The 21,793-nt window shown below is 72.7% G+C and carries 22 protein-coding genes; 11 read left to right on the top strand and 11 right to left on the bottom strand.

Features of this window, described 5'->3' with window-relative positions; all coding sequences use genetic code 11:
- The 5 genes from BZL64_RS19850 to BZL64_RS19830 form a co-directional block, all read left to right on the top strand.
- Window positions 1-1,224 (top strand): sensor histidine kinase (locus BZL64_RS19850; RefSeq protein WP_086770536.1); only part of this gene is annotated, 1,224 nt, incomplete at its 5' end.
- Window positions 1,225-1,292: 68 nt separating this feature from the next.
- Window positions 1,293-1,655, top strand: a complete 363-nt coding sequence (locus BZL64_RS19845) for an SH3 domain-containing protein (RefSeq protein ID WP_086770535.1) — start codon at window positions 1,293-1,295, stop codon at window positions 1,653-1,655.
- A gap of 64 nt (window positions 1,656-1,719) precedes the next feature.
- Complete coding sequence (locus BZL64_RS19840) at window positions 1,720-3,087, top strand: FtsW/RodA/SpoVE family cell cycle protein (RefSeq protein ID WP_086770534.1); 1,368 nt, start codon at window positions 1,720-1,722, stop codon at window positions 3,085-3,087.
- A 79-nt stretch (window positions 3,088-3,166) separates the two neighbouring features.
- Complete coding sequence (locus BZL64_RS19835) at window positions 3,167-4,624, top strand: peptidoglycan D,D-transpeptidase FtsI family protein (RefSeq protein ID WP_086770533.1); 1,458 nt, start codon at window positions 3,167-3,169, stop codon at window positions 4,622-4,624.
- Window positions 4,625-4,669: 45 nt separating this feature from the next.
- Entirely contained in the window at window positions 4,670-5,188 is a 519-nt protein-coding gene (locus tag BZL64_RS19830; protein ID WP_086770532.1) for a DUF3291 domain-containing protein, read from the top strand.
- Window positions 5,189-5,195: 7 nt separating this feature from the next.
- On the opposite strand, the gene BZL64_RS19825 is transcribed toward BZL64_RS19830, so the two are convergent.
- Window positions 5,196-5,492 (bottom strand): hypothetical protein, encoded by a 297-nt coding sequence (locus BZL64_RS19825; protein WP_086770531.1) that lies wholly within the window; start codon window positions 5,490-5,492, stop codon window positions 5,196-5,198.
- Complete coding sequence (locus tag BZL64_RS19820) at window positions 5,489-6,427, bottom strand: ADP-ribosylglycohydrolase family protein (protein WP_107430329.1); 939 nt, start codon at window positions 6,425-6,427, stop codon at window positions 5,489-5,491. The genes BZL64_RS19825 and BZL64_RS19820 overlap by 4 nt, the downstream gene beginning before the upstream one ends.
- 229 nt (window positions 6,428-6,656) lie before the next feature.
- Here BZL64_RS19820 and BZL64_RS19815 point away from each other — a divergent pair, with 229 nt between their 5' ends.
- The 4 genes from BZL64_RS19815 to BZL64_RS19800 all read left to right on the top strand — a co-directional run bounded on the left by BZL64_RS19815 (window position 6,657) and on the right by BZL64_RS19800 (window position 9,872).
- Entirely contained in the window at window positions 6,657-7,595 is a 939-nt protein-coding gene (locus tag BZL64_RS19815) for an AurF N-oxygenase family protein (RefSeq protein ID WP_086770529.1), read from the top strand.
- 108 nt (window positions 7,596-7,703) lie between these two features.
- Window positions 7,704-8,297, top strand: coding sequence for a TetR/AcrR family transcriptional regulator (locus tag BZL64_RS19810; protein WP_086770528.1), 594 nt, complete (start codon window positions 7,704-7,706; stop codon window positions 8,295-8,297).
- A gap of 14 nt (window positions 8,298-8,311) precedes the next feature.
- On the top strand, window positions 8,312-8,626 hold the full coding sequence (locus BZL64_RS19805) for a hypothetical protein (protein ID WP_086770527.1): 315 nt from the start codon (window positions 8,312-8,314) through the stop codon (window positions 8,624-8,626).
- A 103-nt stretch (window positions 8,627-8,729) separates the two neighbouring features.
- The gene (locus tag BZL64_RS19800; RefSeq protein WP_086770526.1) at window positions 8,730-9,872 is read left to right on the top strand and encodes a C40 family peptidase; all 1,143 of its coding nucleotides are present in this window, start codon (window positions 8,730-8,732) and stop codon (window positions 9,870-9,872) included.
- A gap of 29 nt (window positions 9,873-9,901) precedes the next feature.
- Here BZL64_RS19800 and BZL64_RS19795 read toward each other — a convergent pair whose 3' ends face one another.
- Genes BZL64_RS19795 through BZL64_RS19770 form a run of 6 tightly spaced genes read right to left on the bottom strand, consistent with a single transcriptional unit; the run spans window position 9,902 to window position 15,991 of the window.
- The gene (locus BZL64_RS19795; protein ID WP_143663228.1) at window positions 9,902-10,372 is read right to left on the bottom strand and encodes a hypothetical protein; all 471 of its coding nucleotides are present in this window, start codon (window positions 10,370-10,372) and stop codon (window positions 9,902-9,904) included.
- 54 nt (window positions 10,373-10,426) lie between these two features.
- A complete protein-coding gene (locus BZL64_RS19790; RefSeq protein ID WP_086770524.1) occupies window positions 10,427-11,680 on the bottom strand; it encodes a styrene monooxygenase/indole monooxygenase family protein in 1,254 nt (417 codons plus the stop codon).
- Between the two features lie 13 nt (window positions 11,681-11,693).
- A complete protein-coding gene (locus BZL64_RS19785) occupies window positions 11,694-12,341 on the bottom strand; it encodes a GTP-binding protein (RefSeq protein ID WP_086770523.1) in 648 nt (215 codons plus the stop codon).
- Entirely contained in the window at window positions 12,322-12,753 is a 432-nt protein-coding gene (locus BZL64_RS19780; RefSeq protein WP_086770522.1) for a DUF742 domain-containing protein, read from the bottom strand. Before BZL64_RS19780 ends, BZL64_RS19785 begins: the two co-directional genes overlap by 20 nt.
- Window positions 12,750-13,253 carry a roadblock/LC7 domain-containing protein gene (locus BZL64_RS19775; RefSeq protein WP_086770521.1) on the bottom strand — a complete coding sequence of 168 codons (504 nt, stop codon included), beginning with the start codon at window positions 13,251-13,253 and terminating at the stop codon, window positions 12,750-12,752. The genes BZL64_RS19780 and BZL64_RS19775 overlap by 4 nt, the downstream gene beginning before the upstream one ends.
- Entirely contained in the window at window positions 13,250-15,991 is a 2,742-nt protein-coding gene (locus BZL64_RS19770) for a sensor histidine kinase (protein ID WP_086770520.1), read from the bottom strand. The genes BZL64_RS19775 and BZL64_RS19770 overlap by 4 nt, the downstream gene beginning before the upstream one ends.
- A 368-nt stretch (window positions 15,992-16,359) precedes the next feature.
- Between BZL64_RS19770 and BZL64_RS19765 the strand changes: the two genes are divergently transcribed.
- Complete coding sequence (locus BZL64_RS19765) at window positions 16,360-17,145, top strand: protein phosphatase 2C domain-containing protein (RefSeq protein WP_086770519.1); 786 nt, start codon at window positions 16,360-16,362, stop codon at window positions 17,143-17,145.
- Between the two features lie 24 nt (window positions 17,146-17,169).
- Here BZL64_RS19765 and BZL64_RS19760 read toward each other — a convergent pair whose 3' ends face one another.
- Together BZL64_RS19760 and lon are read right to left on the bottom strand one after the other, a co-directional pair.
- Window positions 17,170-17,661 (bottom strand): MarR family winged helix-turn-helix transcriptional regulator, encoded by a 492-nt coding sequence (locus BZL64_RS19760; RefSeq protein ID WP_086770518.1) that lies wholly within the window; start codon window positions 17,659-17,661, stop codon window positions 17,170-17,172.
- Between the two features lie 239 nt (window positions 17,662-17,900).
- Window positions 17,901-20,324: an endopeptidase La gene (gene lon / locus BZL64_RS19755; protein ID WP_086770517.1), complete on the bottom strand. Its 2,424-nt coding sequence runs from the start codon at window positions 20,322-20,324 to the stop codon at window positions 17,901-17,903.
- 177 nt (window positions 20,325-20,501) lie between these two features.
- Between lon and BZL64_RS19750 the strand changes: the two genes are divergently transcribed.
- On the top strand, window positions 20,502-21,164 hold the full coding sequence (locus tag BZL64_RS19750; protein ID WP_086770516.1) for a GNAT family N-acetyltransferase: 663 nt from the start codon (window positions 20,502-20,504) through the stop codon (window positions 21,162-21,164).
- Window positions 21,165-21,168: 4 nt separating this feature from the next.
- Here BZL64_RS19750 and BZL64_RS19745 read toward each other — a convergent pair.
- Window positions 21,169-21,793, bottom strand: a 625-nt coding sequence (locus BZL64_RS19745; RefSeq protein WP_107430327.1) for a rhomboid-like protein, incomplete at its 5' end; no start/stop codon positions are given.

Genomic DNA, 21,793 nt, shown 5'->3' with positions numbered 1-21,793 from the left:
GGCGAGGCCCGCGATCTCGCGCTGTCCCGGCTGGAGGACGCGACGACGGCGTTCGAGGCCGGCGACACCCTCGGCTTCGGCGCCGAGGTGGACCCGCCAGGGCTGCCCGCGGCGCTGCGCAGGCTCGCGGTGGCCGGGGAACGCGGCACGATGGTCGCCGAGCACCGGGGGCGGCCGACGATGTGGGCGGCCGGTCCCGCCGACGGTGAGAGAGCCCTGGCGGTGGCCGTCGACTACCGGCAGAGCGCCCGCACCATCGAGGCCCTGGACAACGCGATCCTGTGGTCGTCGGTCCTGGCGATCGGGGCGACCCTGCTGGTCGGGGCGTTCGCGGTGACCCGGGTGACCCGGCGGCTGCACGCCACCGCGCGGGTGGCCCGGCGGATCAGCGCGGGTGACCTGGACGCGCGCGTGGACGATCCGCGGACCAAGGATCCGACCCGTCCGCAGGACGAGGTGGCCGTGGTCGCCGTCGCGCTGGACTCGATGGCGTCCTCGCTCCAGGGCAAGCTGCTGAGCGAGCAGCGCTTCACCGCCGATGTGGCGCACGAGCTGCGCACCCCGCTGACCGGGCTGCACGCGGCGGCCGAGCTGCTGCCGCCGGGCCGGCCGACGGAGCTGGTGCGCGACCGGGTGGCCGCCCTGCGCACGCTCACCGAGGACCTGCTGGAGATCTCCCGCCTGGACACCGGGCGCGAGCGGCTGGAGCTGGACACCGAGAGCCTGGAGGCCGTGGTCCGGCGGGTGGTACGGGCGGCGGCGGGCTCGCCGGGGGCCACTCCGGGTGTCGGTACCAGTACCAGTACCGATACCGAGGTCAGGGTCGTACGGGACGCCCTGGTCGAGACCGATCGGCGGCGGCTGGAGCGGGTGCTCGGGAACCTCGTCGCCAACGCGCGTCTGCACGGGCGGGCGCCGGTGGTGCTGACCGTGAACGGGCCGGTGGTGACCGTACGGGATCACGGGGACGGCTATCCGGAGTACCTGACGGCGCACGGGCCACAACGGTTCCGTACCGAGGGGGGCGCGAAGGGGCACGGCCTCGGCCTGACGATCGCGGCCGGTCAGGCGGAGGTGCTGGGCGCCCGTCTGACGTTCGCCAACGCGCCGGACGGCGGCGCGGTGGCCACGCTGACGCTCCCTCACACGCCCCCCGCCGGGGCGGGCCCGCGCGCCGGGACCACGTCCTCCACCGGGGACGGTCTCCCCGATGGCGCAGCGTGACGGGCGACCGGCCGACACCCCTCCTAATGTGGCGGTAAGTCAGCTTTACCCCCTCTCGGAGGTCTCCCATGTCCCTGCGCTCCGCCCTCACCCGGCTCGCCATAGCCGGCGTCGCCGGCACCCTCGCCGCCGCGGCCGCCGTCACCCCCGCCACCGCGGGCGAGGGCGGCCAGTCCGGCCCCGGCCGCCAGGCCCCGCGCCTCTACAAGGGCGTCGTGACGGCGAGCCAACTGCTGCTGCGCAGCGCGCCGAACCGCGGCGGCAAGGTGATCCGCGTCGCCTTCCGCAACGACATCGTCACCGTCTACTGCCGGACCACCGGCCAGAAGATCGACGGCAACACGCAGTGGTACCTCCTCACGGACGGAGCGTGGGCCTACGGCTCGGCGCGCTACATCCGCGACCTCGGCCCCACGCCACGCCGCTGCTGACACCGAAGAGTCACCTGAGATCCACCAAGGCTCACAAGGAGCCCCATTTGGGTAAGTTCCGGACATGATGCACGCCGGAGCCGAAGTCATCGCCCCGACGGCGGACGCGCCGGCCCCCGTGGCACGCCTGCCCAGGCGCCGCGGCGTCGAGCTGTCCCTGATCGTCCTGGCCGTCCTGCTGTCCGTGTTCGGCTACTGCGCCGTCGGGCTCGCCAGGAACGGCGGCGTCCCGCCCGGCGCCGCCGGTTACGGTGCCGGGCTCGGCGTGCTCGCGCTGCTGGCGCATCTGACGGTCCGGCTGCGCGCCCCCTACGCCGATCCGCTGCTGCTGCCCATCGGGGTGCTGCTCAACGGGATCGGGCTGGTGCTGATCTACCGGCTGGACCTGGAGACCCCCGGCGACCAAGCGGCGCCCACCCAACTGGTGTGGTCGACGCTGGGCGTGGCCCTCTTCGTCTTCGTGGTGGCCGCGCTGCGCGACCACCGGGTGCTCCAGCGGTACGCGTACGTGTGCGTGGCCGCCGCGCTGGTCCTGCTGACGCTCCCGATCCTCTTCCCGGCGGTCAACGGCGCCCGGATCTGGATCAGGATCGCCGGATTCTCCATCCAGCCGGGCGAGTTCGCGAAGGTGCTGCTGGCGGTGTTCTTCGCGGCGTACCTGGCGGCCAACCGCACGGCGCTCGCCCACGCGGGCCGCCGGATCTGGTTCATGCAGCTGCCGACCGGCCGGGTCCTCGGGCCGGTCGTCGCGATCTGGCTGCTGAGCGTCGGCGTACTCGTCCTGGAACGCGACCTCGGCACCTCGCTGCTCTTCTTCGGCCTCTTCGTGGTGATGCTGTACGTGGCGACCGGCCGCATCGGCTGGACCGCGGTCGGGCTGCTGCTGGCCTCGCTGGGCGCGGTCGCCGTCGGCCGGCTGGAGCCGCACGTGCACAGCCGGGTCGAGGACTGGCTGCACCCGTTCGCGTCGATCGCCGCGGGCGAGGGGCCCAACCAGCTCGCGCAGTCCCTGTTCTCCTTCGCGGCCGGCGGCACCTTCGGCACCGGTCTCGGACGCGGCCACTCCGTCCTGATCGGCTTCGCCGTCAAGTCGGACTTCATCCTGGCGACTGCCGGTGAGGAACTCGGCCTGGCGGGACTGTCCGCGCTGTTCCTGCTGTACGGGCTCCTGGTGGAGCGCGGCTACCGGGCCGGGCTGGCCCTGCGCGACCCCTTCGGCCGGCTGCTCGCGGTCGGGCTCGCCTCGATCTGGGCGCTCCAGGTGTTCGTGATCGCCGGCGGGGTGACCGGCCTGATCCCCCTCACCGGCATGGCGATGCCGTTCCTGGCGCAGGGCGGCTCGTCGGTGGTCACCAACTGGGCGATCGTGGCGCTGCTGATCCGGATCAGCGATTCCGCCCGGCGCCAGTACGACGGGAAGGCCGCGCCGTGAGCAGGCCGGAGGTTCCCGCATCCGCGGCACCGCCGAGCGGCGAAGCCGAACCCCCGCGACCCGAGGTGACGTCCCTGTGATGACCCGGCACATCCGCCAGGCCGCCGTCTTCTGCGCCCTCCTCCTGGTGGCCCTGCTCGTCAACGCCGCCCGTATCCAGGTCGTCCGGTCCGAGTCCTACGACGACAATCCGGCCAACCGGCGTGCCGTCATCGCCCGCTACGGCCAGCCCCGCGGGGACATCCTGGTCGAGGACGTGCCCGTCACCGGCTCCCGGGACACCAGGGAGCAGCTGCGCTACGAACGGACGTATCTCAACGGCCCGTTGTACGCGCCGGTGACGGGCTTCGCCTCGCAGGTGTACGGGACGACGTTCCTGGAGCACGCGCACGACGGTGTCCTCTCCGGCACGGACCCCCGGCTGTCGCCGCTGCCGCTGTGGAACGACGTCACCCGGTCCCTGCCCGCCGGCGGGAACGTCGTGACGACCCTGAACCCGCGGGCCCAGCGGGCGGCGTACGAAGGGCTGGCCGGGCGCAAGGGCGCGGTGGCGGCGGTGGAGCCGTCGACGGGACGGATCCTGGCGCTGGTGTCGGCACCGTCGTACGACCCCGCCGTGCTGTCGGGGAACGGACCGGGGGTCGAGCGGGAGTGGGCGCGGCTGAACTCCGATCCGGACCGGCCGATGCTGAACCGGGCGGTGCGCCAGACGTATCCGCCGGGGTCGACGTTCAAGGTGGTCACCGCGGCGGCGGCCCTGGACGCGGGCGTGATCAGGGATCTGGACGCGCCGACGGGCTCGCCCGCCCCGTACCGGCTGCCCGGTACGACGACGCTGCTGACGAACGGCGGCGAGGGCTGTGAGGACGCTCCGCTGCGGGAGGCGTTCATGTGGTCGTGCAACACGGTGTTCGCGAAACTCGGCGTGGACGTGGGGCTCACGGACATGGTGGGCACGGCGGAGGCGTTCGGGTTCAACGCGGCCGACGTACGGATTCCGTTCGCCGTCGCGCAGAGCACCTTCGACACCTCCCTGGACCGGGCGCAGCTGGCCCTGTCCTCGATCGGGCAGTACAACACGCGGGCCACGCCGCTGCAGATGGCGATGGTCTCGGCGGCCGTCGCCAACGGCGGGCAGTTGCGCACGCCGTACCTGGTGGAGCGGACGACGCGGAGCGGCGGGGCTACCGTCGCCTCGGCCGGTTCGCGCACGGTGCGGCAGGTGGTGCGGCCGTCGACCGCGCGTCGGCTGCGGGAGCTGATGGCGGACGTGGTGCGCGAGGGGACCGGCAAGAACGCCGCGATCCCGGGCGCGACCGTCGGCGGCAAGACCGGCACCGCCCAGCACGGCATCGGCAACGCCGGGACGCCGTACGCCTGGTTCGTCTCCTGGGCGCGGGGCGACCGGGACCTGGAGCCGAGGGTGGCGGTCGCGGTGGTGGTGGAGGACTCGGCGGCGAAGCGCCGGGACATCACCGGGGGTGGTCTCGCGGCGCCGATCGCCCGGTCGGTGATGGAGGCCGTGCTCACCCCGTGAGACGGGGGCTTCCCGGACCGGACAGGTGCGTCCTACCGTGCGCACATGACTGACGCAGCCGCCACATCGCCCGCATTCGAACTCGCCCAGGTCAATCTCGCCCGCCTCAAGTTCCCTCTGGACTCACCGGAGTTGAAGGACTTCGTGGATGCCCTCGATCCCGTCAACGCCGACGCGGAGGCCGCGGACGGCTATGTGTGGCGGCTGCAGTCCGAGGAGGGCAACGCCACCGACGTCCCCGTCTTCGGCGACGACTGGCTGATCGTCAACCTGACGATGTGGCGGGACGCGAACGCCCTGACCGCGTACATGTACCAGGGCCGCCACCGCGAGATGCTCGCCCGCCGGCGCGAGTGGTTCGACCGGGTGCAGGAGGCGATGACGGCCCTGTGGTGGGTGCCCGCGGGCCACCGTCCGACCGTCGCGGAGGCCGAGGCCCGGCTGCTGCACCTGCGCGCGCACGGCCCGACGCCGTACGCCTTCACCCTGCGGACGTCCTTCCCCGCGCAGGGCGCGGAGCCGGTCGCCTTCGAGGTGCCCGAGGATCTGGGGTGCTCGGTCTAGGGCCTCGCTACGGCAGCTTCAGCCGGAACGGGCCGGGCGGGGCCGGGCGTCCGTGGCCGCACTCGATCTCGTTGCCCTCGGCGTCCCCGACGTAGGCCGGGAGACTCTCCGCGTGCACGGTGACCGTGGCCGGTCCGTGGTCGACCTGGAAGGGCCCGTCCGCCTGGCCGAGCGTCCAGATCACGAAGGTCTCGCCGGGCCGCAGCCAGTGGTCGCTGCCGTACGGCTCGAGGGTCAGTTCCAGGAGTTGCCTGCCGGTGTTGCACACGCGCAGCACCGGCACCGGCGTTCCGTCGGCCGTCACCGGCTCCCCACTCCCCCGGGCAGCGCCTCCCGCCGCCGGAGCCACCGCTCCGGTACCGCGTCGACGCCGGTGCGGGCGGCCACGATGCCGCCGGTGATCGCGCAGGTCGTGTCCACATCACCGAAGCCCTCGGCGGTGGCCCACAGAGCGGATACGAGGTCGTCGGGGTGGCGGGCGGCGGTCCAGACGGCGAAGGGGACGGTGTCGTCGGCGCGGATGCGCTGACCGTTGCCGAGGAGGTCCGAGGCCCGCCACGGCTCGGTGCCGAAGTGCAGGGCGGCGGCGCGGCCGAGCCCGTCGCGGGTGGCGCTGTCCGGGGTGAGCGCCGCCACCCCGGCGACACTCAGCCGGCCGCGGGCCGACAGGGCCGCCGCCACCGCCACGGCGACCGCGCCCGCGATGCCCTCGGGGTGGGCGTGGGTGACCTCGGCGGAGCGGGTGGCCTGCTCGACGACCTGGGCGAGGTCGGTGTGGAACCAGGCGCCCAGGGGTGCCACCCGCATCGCCGCGCCGTTGCCCAGGCTGCCCTCACCGTCGAAGAGGTCGCGGACGAACTCGGGCCAGCGGTCGGGCTCCTGGAGCACGCGGGGCAGAAGCTCGTGCATGCCGTAGCCGTACCCGCGGGCCGGGTCGGCGTCGTAGCCGAGCGCGAAGGCGAGGGCCAGCTCGCGATGCCGCACCTCGCCGTACTGGTCGAGCACCCGGAGCAGGCCGAGGGCCATCGCGGTGTCGTCGGTCCAGTGCCAGTCGGGTTCTTCGGGCATCCGGCGGGCGCGGATCTCGACATAAGCCTGTCGCCGGTCCCGGAACAGCGGGAACCAGCGCTCACCGAAGGCGTCCCCGAGGGCCAGGCCCTCCAGACTGCGGCGCGCGGCGGCGCTGCCCGGAACGGCGTTCGGTGCGGCGTTCGGACCGGCGTTCGGTGCGGTGTCCACGTGGAATCCCCCCTGCGGTTCACGACCCGCCGAGTGTCCCACGCCGTCCGGGGCGCGGGCGGGGGCCAACAAGTCCCGCACGAGGGATTGACGAGCTTGCTGACAAGCAGTCTCATAAGAGTCACTGGTCGAGCGAACCATCGGTAACCCCCGCACGGCCCGTACACGACCCGCATACGACACCGCACACGACCCCGTACCCGCCCCCGTACGACGAGGTGGATCAGTCATGACGACCCTGACGGAAGCCGACGCGCTGGACGGCCTGCGCGACGCGCTCGGGCTGCTCAAGGACCGGGAGCAGGTCGCCGAGCGGCTGCTCGCCTCTTCCGCCAAGCACTCCTTCGACCCGGACCGGGAACTCGACTGGGACGCGCCCTTCGAGGAGGGCAAGTGGTTCTGGCCGCCGGAGCTGGTGTCGCTGTACGACACCCCGCTGTGGAAGAGGATGGGCGAGGAGCAGCGCATCCTGCTGTCCCAGCACGAGGCCGCCGCCCTCGCCTCGCTCGGCATCTGGTTCGAGATCATCCTCATGCAGCTGCTGTGCCGGCACATCTACGACAAGGCGGCGACGAGCGCGCACGTGCGGTACGCGCTCACCGAGATCGAGGACGAGTGCCGGCACTCGAAGATGTTCGCCCGGCTGATCGCGCAGGGCGGCACCCCCTGGTACCCGGTGAGCCGCGCCCACCAGCACCTCGGCCGTCTGTTCAAGACGATCTCCACCACGCCGGGCTCCTTCACGGCCACGCTGCTCGGCGAGGAGGTCCTCGACTGGATGCAGCGGCTGACCTTCCCCGACGAGCGGGTCCAGACCCTGATCCGGGGCGTCACCCGCATCCACGTGGTGGAGGAGGCCCGGCACGTGCGGTACGCCCGCGAGGAGCTGCGCCGGCAGATGGTGACCGCGCCGAAGTGGTCGCAGGAGTTCACGCGGGTGACCTCCGGAGAGTTCGCCCGGGTGTTCTCGGTGGCCTTCGTGAACCCGGACGTCTACACCAACGTCGGCCTGGACAAGCGGGAGGCGCTCGCCCAGGTCAAGGCCAGCGGCCACCGCCGCGAGGTCATGCAGGCCGGCTCGAAGCGCCTGACGGACTTCCTCGACGACATCGGTGTGCTGCGCGGGGTGGGCCGGCGGCTGTGGAAGTCCTCCGGCCTGCTGGCCTAGGCGGGCACGAGCAGGCCGGGCGGGCACAGGTCGGCAGACACGAGCAGGCCGGGCGGGCACAGGCCGACGGTCACAGGCGAGCCCAGGCAGGCCGAAGGAGGCACGGACGTGCTGGAGGCGGCCCTGTCGCTGTTCGCGCACCGCGTCCCCGAGGACGTCTCGCTGGACGACGTGGCCGAGGCCGCCGGGGTCTCCCGGCCTCTGGTGTACCGGTACTTCCCCGGCGGCAAGCAGCAGCTGTACGAGGCCGCGCTGCGCACCGCCGCCGACGAACTCCGGCACTGCTTCGACGAGCCCCACGAGGGCCCGCCGTTCCCCCGGCTGGCGCGCGCCCTGGACCGCTACCTCACCTTCGTCGCCCGGCACGACGCCGGCTTCAGCGCCCTCCTCCAGGGCGGCAGCGTCGTCGAGACCTCCCGGACGACCGCCATCGTGGACGGCGTACGGCGGGCCGCGGCCGAGCACATCTACAGCCACTTGGACGTGGCCGAGCCCGGACCGCGGCTGCGGATGACGGTCCGGATGTGGATCACAGCGGTGGAGGCGGCCTCGCTGATCTGGCTCGACGAGGACCAGCAGCCGCCCGCCGAGGAGCTGCGGGACTGGCTGGTGGACCAGTTCGTCGCGTTCCTCTCGGTGACCGCGGCGCGGGACGCCCAGACCGCCGAGCTGGTCCGTGGTGCGCTCGCGGCGGAGACCTGATCGACACTGGTGGCGTGAAGAGCGAAGACACCCCCTTCGAGGGCGGCCCGATGGACGGCCGGGTCCTCCCCGTACTGCTGGGCCCGACCGGCCACCCGCCGAAGACGTACCGCATCCCGGTCCCGGACGCGGCCGGCGGCCCGCCGGCCGTCCTGGTCTACCGCCGCGTCCCGCGCGGGCACGGCGGGAAGCTCGGTCTGCAACGGGGCTGGAAGTACGCGTACGACCCCGAGGGCAAGAAGGACGGCCGGCTGAGGTGGCCGTGGTCGAAGCCGGACGCCGGGCCCGGTGACACGCCGGACGGCAGGCGGGACGACGCCGACGGGTGACGCCGTTGGGCCGAACCGCTCACACCCGGCGCGCGGAGTCCGCCCGCACACCTGATGCTCGCCGTGCGGGGCGGAGGGGCCGCCCCGCGCCGGAGGTGATGATGTGTCAGGAAGGCTGCTGGGCCTGCTGGGCATGGTCTGTACGACGACGCTGGCCGCGCAGGTCCTGCTGACCCCAGGGATCGCCGTGGCCGTTCCGGAACCGCCGGTGCCGGGCCAACGGTCGGTGGCCCAACTTCTGACGGATCTTCAGAAGCTGTACCGGCAGGCCGAGCAGGCCACCGAGACCTACAACGCGACCGAGGAGAAGCTGAAGGAACGCCGGGCCGAGGCCGAGCGCCTCACCGCGGCCCTGGCCAGGACCCGCCTCTCCCTTCAGGAGAGCCGGGGCGCGGCCGGCCGGCTGGCCCGCCAGCAGTACCAGACCAGCACCGACATCTCCCCCTACGTGCGGCTGCTGCTCGCCCGCGACCCGCAGCACGCCCTGGACCAGGGCCAGGTGATCGGCCGGCTGGCGCGCGAGCGCGTGGAGACGGTGGGGCGGCTGGAGGGCAGCGAACGCAAGGCCGACGGCCTGGCCCGCCGCGCCCGCGCCGCCCTCGACGAGCAACTCACCCTCACCGAACGCAGGAAGAAGGAACGCGACGCCGTACGCCGCCGGCTGGACGACGTGGAGGAACTCCTCGCCTCCCTCACCCCCGACCAGCTCACGGCCCTCGCCCGCCTCGAACGCGACGGCGTCGCCGAGGCCCAGGAGAAGATCATGGACTCGGGGGCGCTGAGCGACGACCGCAATCCGTCGACGGAGGGCGACCGGGCGGTGCGCTACGCCGTACGCCAGCTCGGCAAACCCTACGAATGGGGAGCCGAAGGCCCGACGTCCTACGACTGCTCGGGCCTGACCTCCGAGGCCTGGCGGGCCGCCGGCTCCCCCATCCCCCGCACCAGCCAGGAACAGTGGGCCGAACTGAAACACATCCCCCTGACCGAACTGCGCCCCGGCGACCTGGTCGTCTACTTCCCCGAGGCCACCCACGTGGCGATCTACCTGGGCGAGGGAAGGGTGGTCCAGGCGCCGCGACCGGGGGCGGAGGTGAAGGTGTCCCCGATCGCGGCGAACCCGGTGCTGGGCGCCGTACGCCCGGACCCGCTGGAGCGGCCACGCCACCGGTACGAGCCGCCCGCCCTCCCGGACACGGCGACGGACGGCTCCGACCAGGGCTACGACGGCGCGACCAGCCTCTAGGGTCCCGCCCGCGTGGGTCCTTGCGAGGCTCAGCAGGCCAGCAGGGCCGCGCAGTAGGTGTCCACGCGGTGCGCTGCTCGTACGCGGCGTACAGGACCTGGTCCGCCCGGCCTTCGTCCAGCGGGTCGAGGCTGAGCCCGCTCGCCTCGGCGTCCGGCCGGCCCGGACCCGTCACGGTGACGCCGAAGTGCCGGTCGCCGTCCGCTCCACACCGGCAGGCCGCGGCCGCGGAAGTCGCTCACGCCCCGCACGTCGTCACGGGCCAGGAGAACCTGGTCGATCAGCTCCGCGAGCCGCTCGCTGTAGGCGGGCCGGCCGGTGCGCTCGGCCATCAGCAGATAGCCCTGCATGCGCCATGAGGTGCCCCAGCCGATCACGCCGGTCTCGTTGTGGGGCAGGGCGTCCGGGCCGTTCACTCCCACGAGGTTCCGCTCGATCTCGTGGAAGGAACGTATTCCGGTGCGGCGCAGGCCTGTGAGCCGGTCTCTGACAGATGACATCGCGCGAGTATGCCACCCGTCCGGACGGCCCCGCCGCGATGATCTGACCCTACGTCAGCCTCCGGCGACCGACCCCAGGTACGCCGCTGTCTTCTCCGGCTCGTAGAAGAAGTTCTCGAAGTCGGCGGGGTCGTTGAAGCCGTTGGCGAAGCGGTCGGCCACCGGCTGGAGCTGGCCGGCCGCGCCGATGAGGTTGAGGATGTGCTCCGGCGGCGGGGACAGCATCGCGTTCGTCCACTTGGTGACGTGCTGGGCCGTGTCCCAGTAGCGGTCGAAGGTCGCCCGCATCCACGCCTCGTCGAACTCCTTCTCGCCCTGTTCGAGGATCGAGGCGAGGTAGGAGGCGGCGCACTTGGACGCGGAGTTGGAGCCTTGGCCGGTGATCGGGTCGTTGGCCACGACCACGTCGGCGACGCCGAGCACGAGGCCACCGCCGGGCAGGCGGCCGACGGGGTTGCGGACGGTCGGGGCGTAGCGGCCGGCGAGCGTGCCGCCGGCGTCGGTCAGTTCGACCTTGGTGGCCCGCGCGTACTCCCAGGGGAGGAACTTTTCCATGAGTTCCAGCGTCAGGGCGAGGTGTTCGGCCGGGTCCTTGACGCCGTTGAACACGTCCAGCGGGCCGCCGGGTATGCCCTCCCAGAACAGGATGTCGGCGCGTCCCGAGGTGGTGAACGTCGGCATGATGAACATCTCGCCGACGCCGGGCACCAGGTTGCAGCGGACGGCCTCCATGTCCGGGTGCTCCGGGCGCGGACCGAGTCCGTGGACGTACGCCACCGCGAGAGCGCGCTGCGGCTCGCTGTACGGGGAGCGGGAGGCGTCGCGGCCGAACATCTGCACCAGCTCGCCCTTGCCCGCCGAGACGAGGACGAGGTCGTAGGCGCGGGAGAAGTAGTCGAGGTCGGAGACCGCCGCGCCGTGGATCACCAGCTGGCCGCCGCGCTGCGCGAACGTCTCCATCCAGCCGGCCATCTTCACGCGCTGGTCGACGGACTGCGCGTGGCCGTCGAGGCTGCCCACCCAGTCGATGGCGCGCTGGGTCGGGCCGGGGTCGTGCGAGCCGGGGGCCGCCACCGAGACGCCGAGTCCCTCGATCTTCGGGGCCTGCTGCTCCCAGAAGTTCAACTGGAGATCGCGCTCGTGCTGAAGGGCGGTGTGGAACATGCACTGCGTCGACATCACCCGGCCGGCGCGGATCTCGTCCGCGGTCCGGTTGGACATCAGGGTGACCTCGTACCCGTGCGACTGGAGGCCGAGGGCGAGCTGGAGACCGGACTGGCCGGCTCCGACGACGAGTATCTTCCGCATGCGGGGCTGTCTCCTACTCGGGGGTTTCGTCGAGCGCGTGGCCCACCAGGGCCAGGAGGGTCTCGATCACGGAGATCCGGCGACGCGCATCCATGATCATGACAGGTATGTGGGCCGGGACGGTGAGCGCCTCCCGTACGTCCTCCGGCTCGAACCGCTCGCTGTCGTCGAAGTGGTTGACGGCCACGACGTACGGCAGCCCGCAGCTCTCGAAGTAGTCGAGCGCGGGGAAGCAGTCCTTGAGCCGGCGGGTGTCGGCGAGGACGACGGCGCCGATCGCGCCGCGCACCAGGTCGTCCCACATGAACCAGAACCGCTGCTGGCCCGGCGTGCCGAACAGGTAGAGCACCAGGTCGTCGTCGAGCGTGAGGCGGCCGTAGTCCATGGCGACCGTGGTGGTGACCTTGTCCGGGGTGCCGGTCAGGTCGTCGGTCTCCTCGCTGGCCTCGGTCATCAGCGCCTCCGTCTGGAGGGGCGTGATCTCCGAGACGGTGCCGACGAGGGTGGTCTTGCCGACGCCGAAGCCGCCGGCGATCACGATCTTCGTGGCGACGGGGGCCCGGGTACGGTCCGTCTGCCAGGACTTCAGCTCCTCGTCCGGCTCGTCGAGGAGTGGGGAGACACCGAACGGGATGTCGGCGTCAGAGACGACGGAGTCCACTCAGCACCCTTTCCAGCAGAGCGCGGTCGGGACGGCCCGAACCGTGACCGGTCCCGGTGCCGTACACACGGATCTTTCCCTGGTCCGCGAGATCGCTGAGGAGCACCCGGACGACGCCGAGCGGCATCCTCAGCAGCGCGGCGATCTCGGCCACCGTGCGCATCCGGCGGCACAGTTCGACGATGGCCCGCATCTCCGGCATGACCCGGGTGGTGAGGCTCCCGTTGGTCAGTTCCTTGCGCTCCTCGGGCGCCTCGAGTTCGCCCGTGGTCGCCACGAACGTCTCGACGAGGAGGACATGACCGAAGCGGGTTCGGCCGCCGGTCAGCGAGTAGGGGCGGACGCGGGCCGGCTTGCGGTCGCCGCCCCGGACGGGGAGCTGCTGCCTGCGGTTCTTCGGCGCCGTACTCATCGGCTGCTCCCCGCCGTCTCCGATTCCAGGGATTTGCGCAGCTCGGTGCGGAGTTCGGGGGTCAGGACGTGTCCGGCCCGGCCCACGAACAGCGCCATGTGGTAGGCCACCACGTTCATGTCGCAGTCGGCGGAGCCGTGCACACCGAGCAGCGAGCCGTCGCTGATCGACATCACGAAGAGGCTGCCCTCGTCCATGGCGACCATCGTGTGCTTCACACCGCCGAACTCCATGAGCTTGGCGGCGCCGATGGTGAGGCTGCCGATGCCGGACACGATGGTGGCCAGATCGGCGGCGGAACCCCGCGGGCCGGTGGGTTTGGCCTCCATGGACTGGCGGGCCGCGTCATTGCGGCCAGGGTCCGAGGACAGCAGGAGCAGACCGTCGGAGGAGACGACGGCGACGGACTGGATGCCCGGGACTTCCTCCACCAGGTTGGTCAACAACCAGTGCAGGTTACGGGCTTCACTGCTCAGACCGAAGGTACTGGGCGCGGTCAACTGCTTGCCTCCTCCACTGTGCCCCCCGTGTCTTGTGCGGCGTGTGCGTGTGCTTCCTGAGGTGACGGAACCGTGCTCTGGCCCGTCTGCTCGGCGATCTCCGCCTCCACGTCGCGGTAGCCGGCCTCCGCCCCCCGGCGGAAGCCACCGAGGCGGCGGCGGAGGGCGTCAGCGTCCACGGATCCGCTCCGCTGGCGGGGGGCCGGGGTGGATGAGGTCAGTCTGGGCGTGCGCTTGGGGAGGCCCTTGTCGGTGACGATCTCTTCCGAGGCGTCGGGGGTGCGGGCGTGCTCCGCGTCGTCCTCGGCCCCGGCCCAGGCCCCGGCGGGCGCGGGGGCGGGGGCGGGCTCGGGTGCGGCGGCTTCGGTGGCCGCCGTCTCCTGTCCAGCGTCCGGCTCCGACTGCGCTTCCGGCTCCGGAGCCGGCTCTTCCAGCTCCGCTTCCGCTTCCTCCGGGATCAGGAGTTCCATCGTCGTCTCGGCCGGAGTCTCCGGTTCCGCCGCCTGTACGGCCCGCTCGGCGGCCTCGACCAGCGGGTCGCCGCCGGGCTTCGGGCGGCCGGGCAGGACGTTGGAGTTGGCCTCCGCGTCCGCGCCGGGGAGAGAGAAGGTGTGCGTGCCGGAGGCCGGAGCGGACGCGGGGACCGCGGCGGCCGGCGAGCCGGCGAGCAGGGGCGTCGGGAGGACGACGACGGCCGCGATCCCGCCCTGCTTCTGCTCGCGCAGCTTCACGCGCACGCCGTGCCGGTGGGCGAGCCGCGCCACCACGTACAGGCCGAGGCCGAGACCCTCCTCGCCCTCCTGCTCGTACGGCGTGTCCGGGGCGAACGCGGCGAGGCGGGCGTTGAGGCCGGTCAGGCGCTCCTCGGTCATGCCGATGCCCTCGTCCTGGACGGAGAGCATGACCTCGCCGTTCTCCAGGAGCCAGCCGGAGACCTCGACGGGCAGGTCCGGCGGGGAGAACGAGGTGGCGTTCTCCAGGAGTTCGGCCAGGAGGTGGCTCAGGTCGTCGGCGGCGAAGCCGGCCACGTGCGCGTGCGGTGGCAGCGCGGAGATGCGTACGCGCTCATAGCGCTCGATCTCGCTGACGGCGGCGCGCACGACGTCGACCAGCGGGATGGGTCCCGCGTGCTGCTGGACGTGTTCCGTGCCGGCCAGGACCAGGAGGTTCTCGCTGTGCCGGCGCATGACGGTGGCGAAGTGGTCGAGCTTGAAGAGGGTGGCCAGCCGGTCGGGGTCCTGCTCGCGCTCCTCCAGGCCCTCGATGACCGCGAGCTGGCGTTCGACGAGGCCGAGAGTGCGCAGCGAGAGGTTGACGAAGGTGCCGCCGATGCTGCCGCGCAGCCGCTCCAGCTGGGCGGCGGAGTCGGCGAGTTCGGAGCGCAGTTCCTCGCGGGCGTCGGCCATCCGCTGGCGCTGTCCGACGAGGTGCTTGCGGTCGGACTCCAGGGTGGTGACGCGCTCGTGGAGGGCGGCGGCGTGCTCGTGCAGGGCGTTCACCGAGCGGACGACCTGGGCGAACTCGTCGTTACGGCCGGTGAACCGGACGGGCTCCTCCGCCGCCGGGTTCTCGGCGCCGGCCAGCCGGGCGGAGCCGATGCGCAGGACGGCCAGCGGGCGGGTGAGGCTGCGGGCCATGGCGGTGGCGATGCCTATGGCCAGCAGGATCAGCGCGCCGAGCAGGGCGATGCGGATCTCCAGCGCGGTGACGTCGTCGTCGCGCAGCTGGGCGAGGTCCTTGGTGCGGCGGTCGTAGAGGGAGGACTCGGTGCCGCGCATCAGCTCGACGCGGGCGGCGAGCGCGGCGTCGAGCTTCTTGGTGCTGGTGTCGAGGTCGTCGTCGCTCAGTTCCGGCTGATCGGTGAGGGACGTCAGGTATTTCTCGGCGCTCTCGACGTCACCGCCGGTGACCGTGGAGTCGTAGGAGTCGACGGCGGCCTCGGGCGCGTTCTCCCGGAAGGCGCCGAGGGAGGCGTCGGAGCGCAGGCGGGCCTGCTGGGCGGCGGCCGTGAGGGCGTCGCGCTGTTCCGTCTCGGCGTCGGAGGAGACCTTCTCGGTGGAGGTCTCGCCGGTGACGGGGTTGTAGACGCTCTCGGTGGAGGTCGGCACGTTCAGCGCGGCGAGCAGCAGTCCGCGGGTCGCGGCGGCCTGCTGGACGGCGGTGTCCAGTTCGGCGAGGGCGTACGCGCCGGAGCCCGCGCGGGGCGGCATCTGCTCGGCGAGCAGCTCGGCCAGGCCGTGCAGTGCGGTGATGGCCTCGGAGTAGGCCTGGTGGGCCTGGAGCGCGGTGCTCCGGCCGGTGAGGGCCTCCTGGCGCACGGTCGCGATGCCGTCGAGGTCCTTGCGGAGCGCGGTGGGCGTGTCGGTGTCGGCGGTCAGCTCGCGCACCTGCCGGTCCACGCGGGCGCTGCCCTCCGGGGAGGGCGCCCTGGCCTTGGTCCGGCCGGCCGCGACGTAGACGGTGACCTCGTCGCGTTCGTCGGCGAGGGCCTGGGCGAGCGCGAGCGCGTCCTGGGTCCGCTCGGCGAGGGTGACCAGGTCCTGGGAGTCCTTCAACTGCCCGGAGGCGTCGAGGACGGAGGGCGCGCCCGCCACGGCGATGGTGGCGGCGACGACCGCCACCGCGACGATCAGCCGGTTGCGTACGTGGGTGGGGCGGCCCTTGCCGACAGGGGTGCGCTCCGCGCCCCCTTCGGAGGCCGTCCTGCTGCCTGGGCGCCGAGGCCGCGTCTTCTGCACCGGTGCTCGCATTCCTGACTCGTTTACCCATGGGCCGGATGACACACCGTCAACTGGCGTGTCCTGTCCGGTACGGTTCCCGACCCTCCCAGTGCCGGTGGGCAGGGGTCGTGCATCGCATGCCCCGCCACCCGAAGGAGTGAACATCGGAGGGGAGTTGGCGGGCAAGTTCCTCCGGTGTGTGCGACGGCCGTACCCGGTGGGCCGGTTGGACGTGAGCGGCAGCCTTTGGCAGTATTCGCCGCCACGTCTTGCCGGAGTGCTTCATTCCCGCCCAAAACAGGCGTCTGACCTGCGCGGGTGCACCGACCCGGCGAGTGTTGCCGGTCTTTCGCGGAGGGCGTGAAGGGGTCGTGCAGACTGGCTGGATGCGTACGGAACTTGTGTCGGAGCCCGGTGATCGCGGCCGGCCCAACGAGGACTTCGCGAGTGTCGGACTTCCCGCCTCCGGACAGGGCGGTTCGCTGGTTCTCCTGGACGGGGTGACGCCGCCCCCGGACGGCTCGGGCTGCCTGCATTCGGTTCCGTGGTTCACGGCACGGCTGGGCGGCGCCCTGACCGAACTGACCGTTTCCCTCCCGGATGTTCCCCTGGCCGAGGCGCTGAGCCGTGCCCTCACCCGTACCGCCGAGGCGCACGCCGGAACCTGTGACCTTTCTCACCCGCGTACGCCGCAGGCGACCGTGGTCGTGGCGCGCTGGTCGCCCGAGACGGTCGACTACCTGGTGCTGTCCGACTCGGCCCTCCTGCTGGCCTCCCCGGACGGCACGGTCACGGCGGTCCGCGACGACCGCCTCGACCTCTTGCCGCGGGCCCTGCTCGCCAGCGCGGAGATCTGCGACGCCCGCGCCCGCAACAGGGAAGGCGGCTTCTTCACGGCCGCCGCGGACCCGTCGGTGGCGGCCCGTGCGGTGACCGGCTCCGTCCCGCGCGGGGGCGTGGCCGCCCTGGCCGCCCTGAGCGACGGGGTCACCCGCTGGGTGGAGACGTTCCGCGAGGGCGACTGGACGGACCTGTTCGCCTTCGTCGCCGGGCAGGGTGCGCAAACGGTGGTGGAGCGGGTCCGGGAGCTGGAACGGGGGGACGCGGAGCGGGCCTTCCTGGGGCGGGCCAAGACGCACGACGACGCCACGGCCGTGTACGTGGAGCTGTGAGCCCCGGTCCGGGGCCGCCCACGCCTACTTGGCCATGCCCTGGTTCAACTCGTGCAGCAGACGGGCCAGTTCGGAGACCTCGCTGCGGTCCCAGTGGGCGAGCTGGCTGACGTACCGGGCGCGGCGGGCCTCGCGGACGCGGCCGACCCGGGTGCGGCCCTCCTCGGTCAGGTCGACCAGCCAGGCGCGCCCGTCGGCCGGGTCGGGTTCGCGGGCGATGAGTCCGAGCTGTTCCAGGGCGCGCAGCTGGCGGGACATGGTCGCCTTGCCGACGCCGATGTAGGCGGCCAGCTCGGTCGCGCGCTGGCGGCCCAGTTCCTCCAGCCGGACGAGGAGGCCGTAGGCGGCGGACTCCAGATCGGGGTGGACCTCGCGGGCCATCTCGCCCTGGTTGGCGCGGGCCCGGCGCAGCAGCACCGTCAGCTCCCGCTCCAGGGAGAGGAACTCCTGGTCCGCACCGCTCGGCGAGGCCGGGGATCCGCTCCCACGTCCGTCGCCGTTTCCGTCCTCGTGCACGTCAGCACTCCTGATCCGGTTTTCCCGCGCTGGACGTTCTTCGCCCGTTCACGCCATTGCCGCAGCTCCTCAAGTATTTCGCAGCCCGCGGCCTCCGGCGGCCCGCGGGGCGCCTTCCCGTGCCCGCGTCCTGCGTGCGTGGCGATCCGGCACCGCTGAAGCGCCCCCGACCCGCGCGCAGGGCGAAGGCCCGGTCTCCCTCAGGAGAACCCGGGCCTTCCCCCGTCCGGCGGCGTCCGTCACGCCGCCACCGGAACCTCCGGCGCGGCCCCGTTCGTCGCCGGGGACAGCGCCAGCTCCAGGACCTGGCGGACGTCCGTGACGGCGTGGACGTCGAGCTTGTCCAGCACCTCCGCCGGGACGTCGTCCAGGTCGGCCTCGTTGCGCTTGGGGATGACGACGGTCGTCACGCCCGCCCGGTGCGCGGCGAGCAGCTTCTGCTTCACGCCGCCGATGGGCAGGACGCGGCCGGTCAGGGAGACCTCGCCGGTCATCGCCACGTCGGTGCGGACCAGCCGTCCGCTCAGCAGCGACGCCAGGGCCGTCGTCATGGTGACGCCCGCGCTCGGGCCGTCCTTGGGCACCGCGCCCGCCGGGAAGTGGATGTGCACGCCCCGGTCCTTCAGGTCGGCGACCGGCAGTTCCAGTTCGGCGCCGTGGGAGCGCAGGAAGCTCAGCGCGATCTGCGCCGACTCCTTCATCACGTCGCCGAGCTGACCGGTCAGGGTCAGTCCCGCGGCGCCCGTCTCCGGGTCGGCGAGGGACGCCTCGACGAAGAGGACGTCACCGCCGGCGCCGGTGACCGCGAGTCCGGTCGCGACTCCCGGTACGGCCGTGCGCCGCTCGGCCGGGTCCTGGGCGGACTCGGGCACGTGGTGCGGGCGGCCGATCAGGTCCCGCAGGTGTTCCTCGCGGACGGTGAACGGCAGCTCCCGCTCGGCCAGTTCGTGCTGGGCGGCGACCTTGCGCAGGAGCCGGGCGATGGACCGCTCCAGGGTGCGCACGCCGGCCTCGCGCGTGTACTCGCCGGCCAGCTTGCGCAGCGCGCTCTCGTCGAGGGTGACCTCGTCCTTGGCGAGCCCCGCCCGCTCCAGCTGGCGCGGGAGCAGGTGGTCACGGGCGATGACGACCTTCTCGTCCTCGGTGTAGCCGTCGAGGCGGACGAGTTCCATCCGGTCGAGCAGGGCCTCCGGGATGGCCTCCAGGACGTTGGCGGTGGCGAGGAAGACGACGTCGCTGAGGTCCAGCTCCACCTCCAGGTAGTGGTCCCGGAAGGTGTGGTTCTGCGCCGGGTCCAGCACCTCCAGCAGGGCCGCCGCCGGGTCGCCCCGGAAGTCGGAGCCGACCTTGTCGATCTCGTCGAGCAGGACCACCGGGTTCATGGCCCCGGCCTCCTTGATCGCCCGCACGATCCGGCCGGGCAGCGCGCCGACGTACGTACGGCGGTGGCCGCGGATCTCGGCCTCGTCGCGCACACCGCCGAGGGCGACGCGGACGAACTTGCGGCCCATGGCGTGGGCGACGGACTCGCCGAGGCTGGTCTTGCCGACACCGGGCGGGCCGACGAGCGCGAGCACGGCACCGCCGCGCCGCCCGCCGACGACGCCGAGACCCCGGTCGCTGCGGCGCTTGCGCACCGCGAGGTACTCGGTGATCCGCTCCTTCACGTCGTCCAGGCCGGCGTGTTCGGCGTCCAGGATCGCCTTGGCGCCCCGGATGTCGTAGACGTCCTCGGTCCGCTCGCTCCACGGGAGTTCGAGGACGGTGTCCAGCCAGGTGCGGATCCAGGAGCCCTCGGGGGACTGGTCGCTGGACCGCTCCAGCTTGTCGACCTCCTTGAGGGCTGCCTCGCGGACCTTCTCGGGCAGGTCGGCGGCCTCGACGCGCGCGCGGTAGTCGTCGGACTCCTCGCCCTGCTCCTCGCCGTTGAGGTCGCGCAGCTCCTTGCGGACGGCGTCCAGCTGGCGGCGGAGCAGGAACTCGCGCTGCTGCTTGTCGACGCCCTCCTGGACGTCCTTGGCGATGGTCTCGGCGACGTCCTGTTCGGCGAGGTGGTCGCGCAGCTGCCGGGTGGCGGCCTTGAGCCGGGCGACCGGGTCGGCGGTCTCCAGCAGTTCCACCTTCTGCGCGGTGGTCAGGAAGGGCGAGTAGCCGGAGTTGTCGGCGAGGGCGGAGACGTCCTCGATGGCCTGGACCCGGTCGACGACCTGCCAGGCGCCCCGCTTGCGCAGCCAGGCGGTGGCGAGCGCCTTGTACTCCTTGACCAGTTCGGTGACGTGGCCGGGCAGGGGATCGGGCGCGCTCTCGTCGATCCTCGTCCCCTCGACCCACAGCGCGGCACCGGGGCCGGTGGTGCCGGCACCGATCTTCACGCGGCCTCGGCCGCGGATGAGGGCGCCGGGGTCGCCGTCGGCCAGCCGGCCGACCTGCTCGACGGTGCCCAGCACGCCGGTGCCCGCGTACGCCCCGTCGATGCGGGGGACGAGGAGGACCCGGGGCTTGCCGGGCTCGGACCGGGCGGCGGCCTGCGCGGCCTCGACCGCGGCGCGTACGTCGTTGTCGTTGAGGTCGAGCGGAACCACCATCCCGGGCAGCACGACCTCGTCGTCGAGCGGCAGCACGGGCAGGGTGAGCGGTGTGGACGGCGTGGACTCAGCAGCCATGATCTCCCCTTAGGCAGTCAAGTTGAGTTATGCCGACTCAATGCACGTGAGCCTCGCGTTGTTCCCCGACTCGGCCGCCGTTCGCTGTCAGCGATCACGCCTGCCGCGACCGGCGTACGGCCGCATAAGGTTCCCGTAATAGACATCGGGCCAGAGAGACCATTACAGGGAGATTTCGTGGACGGCGTCGTACGGGCGTGGGTGGACGGCTGGGTCGTGTCGCGCGGGGCCGCGCCGCCGGTGCGGGAGCCGTGGGGGTTCACCGTGGACGTGGGGCAGTCGGCGCACGTGTCGCGGCATGTCCTGGCGGCGGTCGGCGACGGCGTCGAGGAGGAGACCGTGCGCAAGGTCGCGGACGGCGTGACCGCGCCCGGCGTGTGGCTGAAGGTGTTCCAGCACCCCGAGCTGGTCGGAGGCTGGCTCGGGGAGGGCTGGTGGGTGGATCCGGAGCCGGGCTGGCTGATGACGGTTCCGCTGCCGGCCCGCACGGGACACACGCGCGTGCCCGACGGCCACCGCCTGCGGCGCTGGACGCGCGGCGGCGTCACCCGCCTCCTCGTCACCACCCCCGACGGCTCCTTCGCGGCCCGCGGCCAGGTCGCCACGACCGGCGCCACCGCGGTCTTCGACCAGATCGAGACCGCGCCCGAGCACCGGCGCCGCGGCCTGGGCAGCCTGGTCATGCGCACCCTGGCGGAGACGGCAGCGTCGGAGGGCGCGGAGACGGGCGTCCTGGGCGGCACCCCGGAGGGCCGGGCCCTGTACGAGTCTCTGGGCTGGACGGTGACAGCACCGCTGACCAGCGCGAAGTTCACGGGCGTCGGCGGGGCCTCGGACTAGCCGGTCAGCGGCTCGCCCTCACGGCCTCCGTCGCCGCCCATCGCCGTACCCACGGCCACGTCCCGACGCCGATCGCCAGGGCTATCAGGTGGCCCCAGTCGCTCAGCGGGTCGGTCAGGGCGAGGAGGTCCCGCAGGAGCAGTCCGCCGAACACCGCGAGCAGCGGCCCGCGCAGCCAGGGCGTCAGCAGGCCGGCCAGTGCGCCGACGCTCGCGGCGACGCCGAAGCTGATGCCGTAGTCGAGGCGGTGCAGCGAGCTGTCCGGGAGGTGGCCCACGAGGACGGCCAGGCCGACGGGGACCTCGGTCGCCAGCGTGGCCAGCACATGCCCGAGCAGGAAGACGCCGGCCGTGCGGACACCGCCGATGCGCCGTTCCAGCGCGGTGAGGACCAGCAGGAAACCGAGCACGAACGGCGACGCGATCCCGCCGGCCACCCACAGCGCGCTGGCCGCCAGCACCGGTACCGGGGCGCTCAGCAGATGCGTCACATCGGTGCTGGAGTTCTCGTGCAGGGCGCGTACGAGGGCGGTGTCGGCGTGGGCGGCGACGTAGGAGGTGAGGGCCAGGACGACAGCGTAGAAGAAGGTGAAGGGGGTGCCGGTGGGGGTGGGCAGCAGGTGCCAGGGG

Origin of the sequence: Streptomyces bobili (assembly GCF_002154575.1) — a bacterium.
Classification (GTDB): domain Bacteria; phylum Actinomycetota; class Actinomycetes; order Streptomycetales; family Streptomycetaceae; genus Streptomyces; species Streptomyces bobili.
The sequence above is the reverse complement of the archived record's forward strand: the minus strand, read 5'-3'. Positions and strand labels throughout refer to the sequence as shown.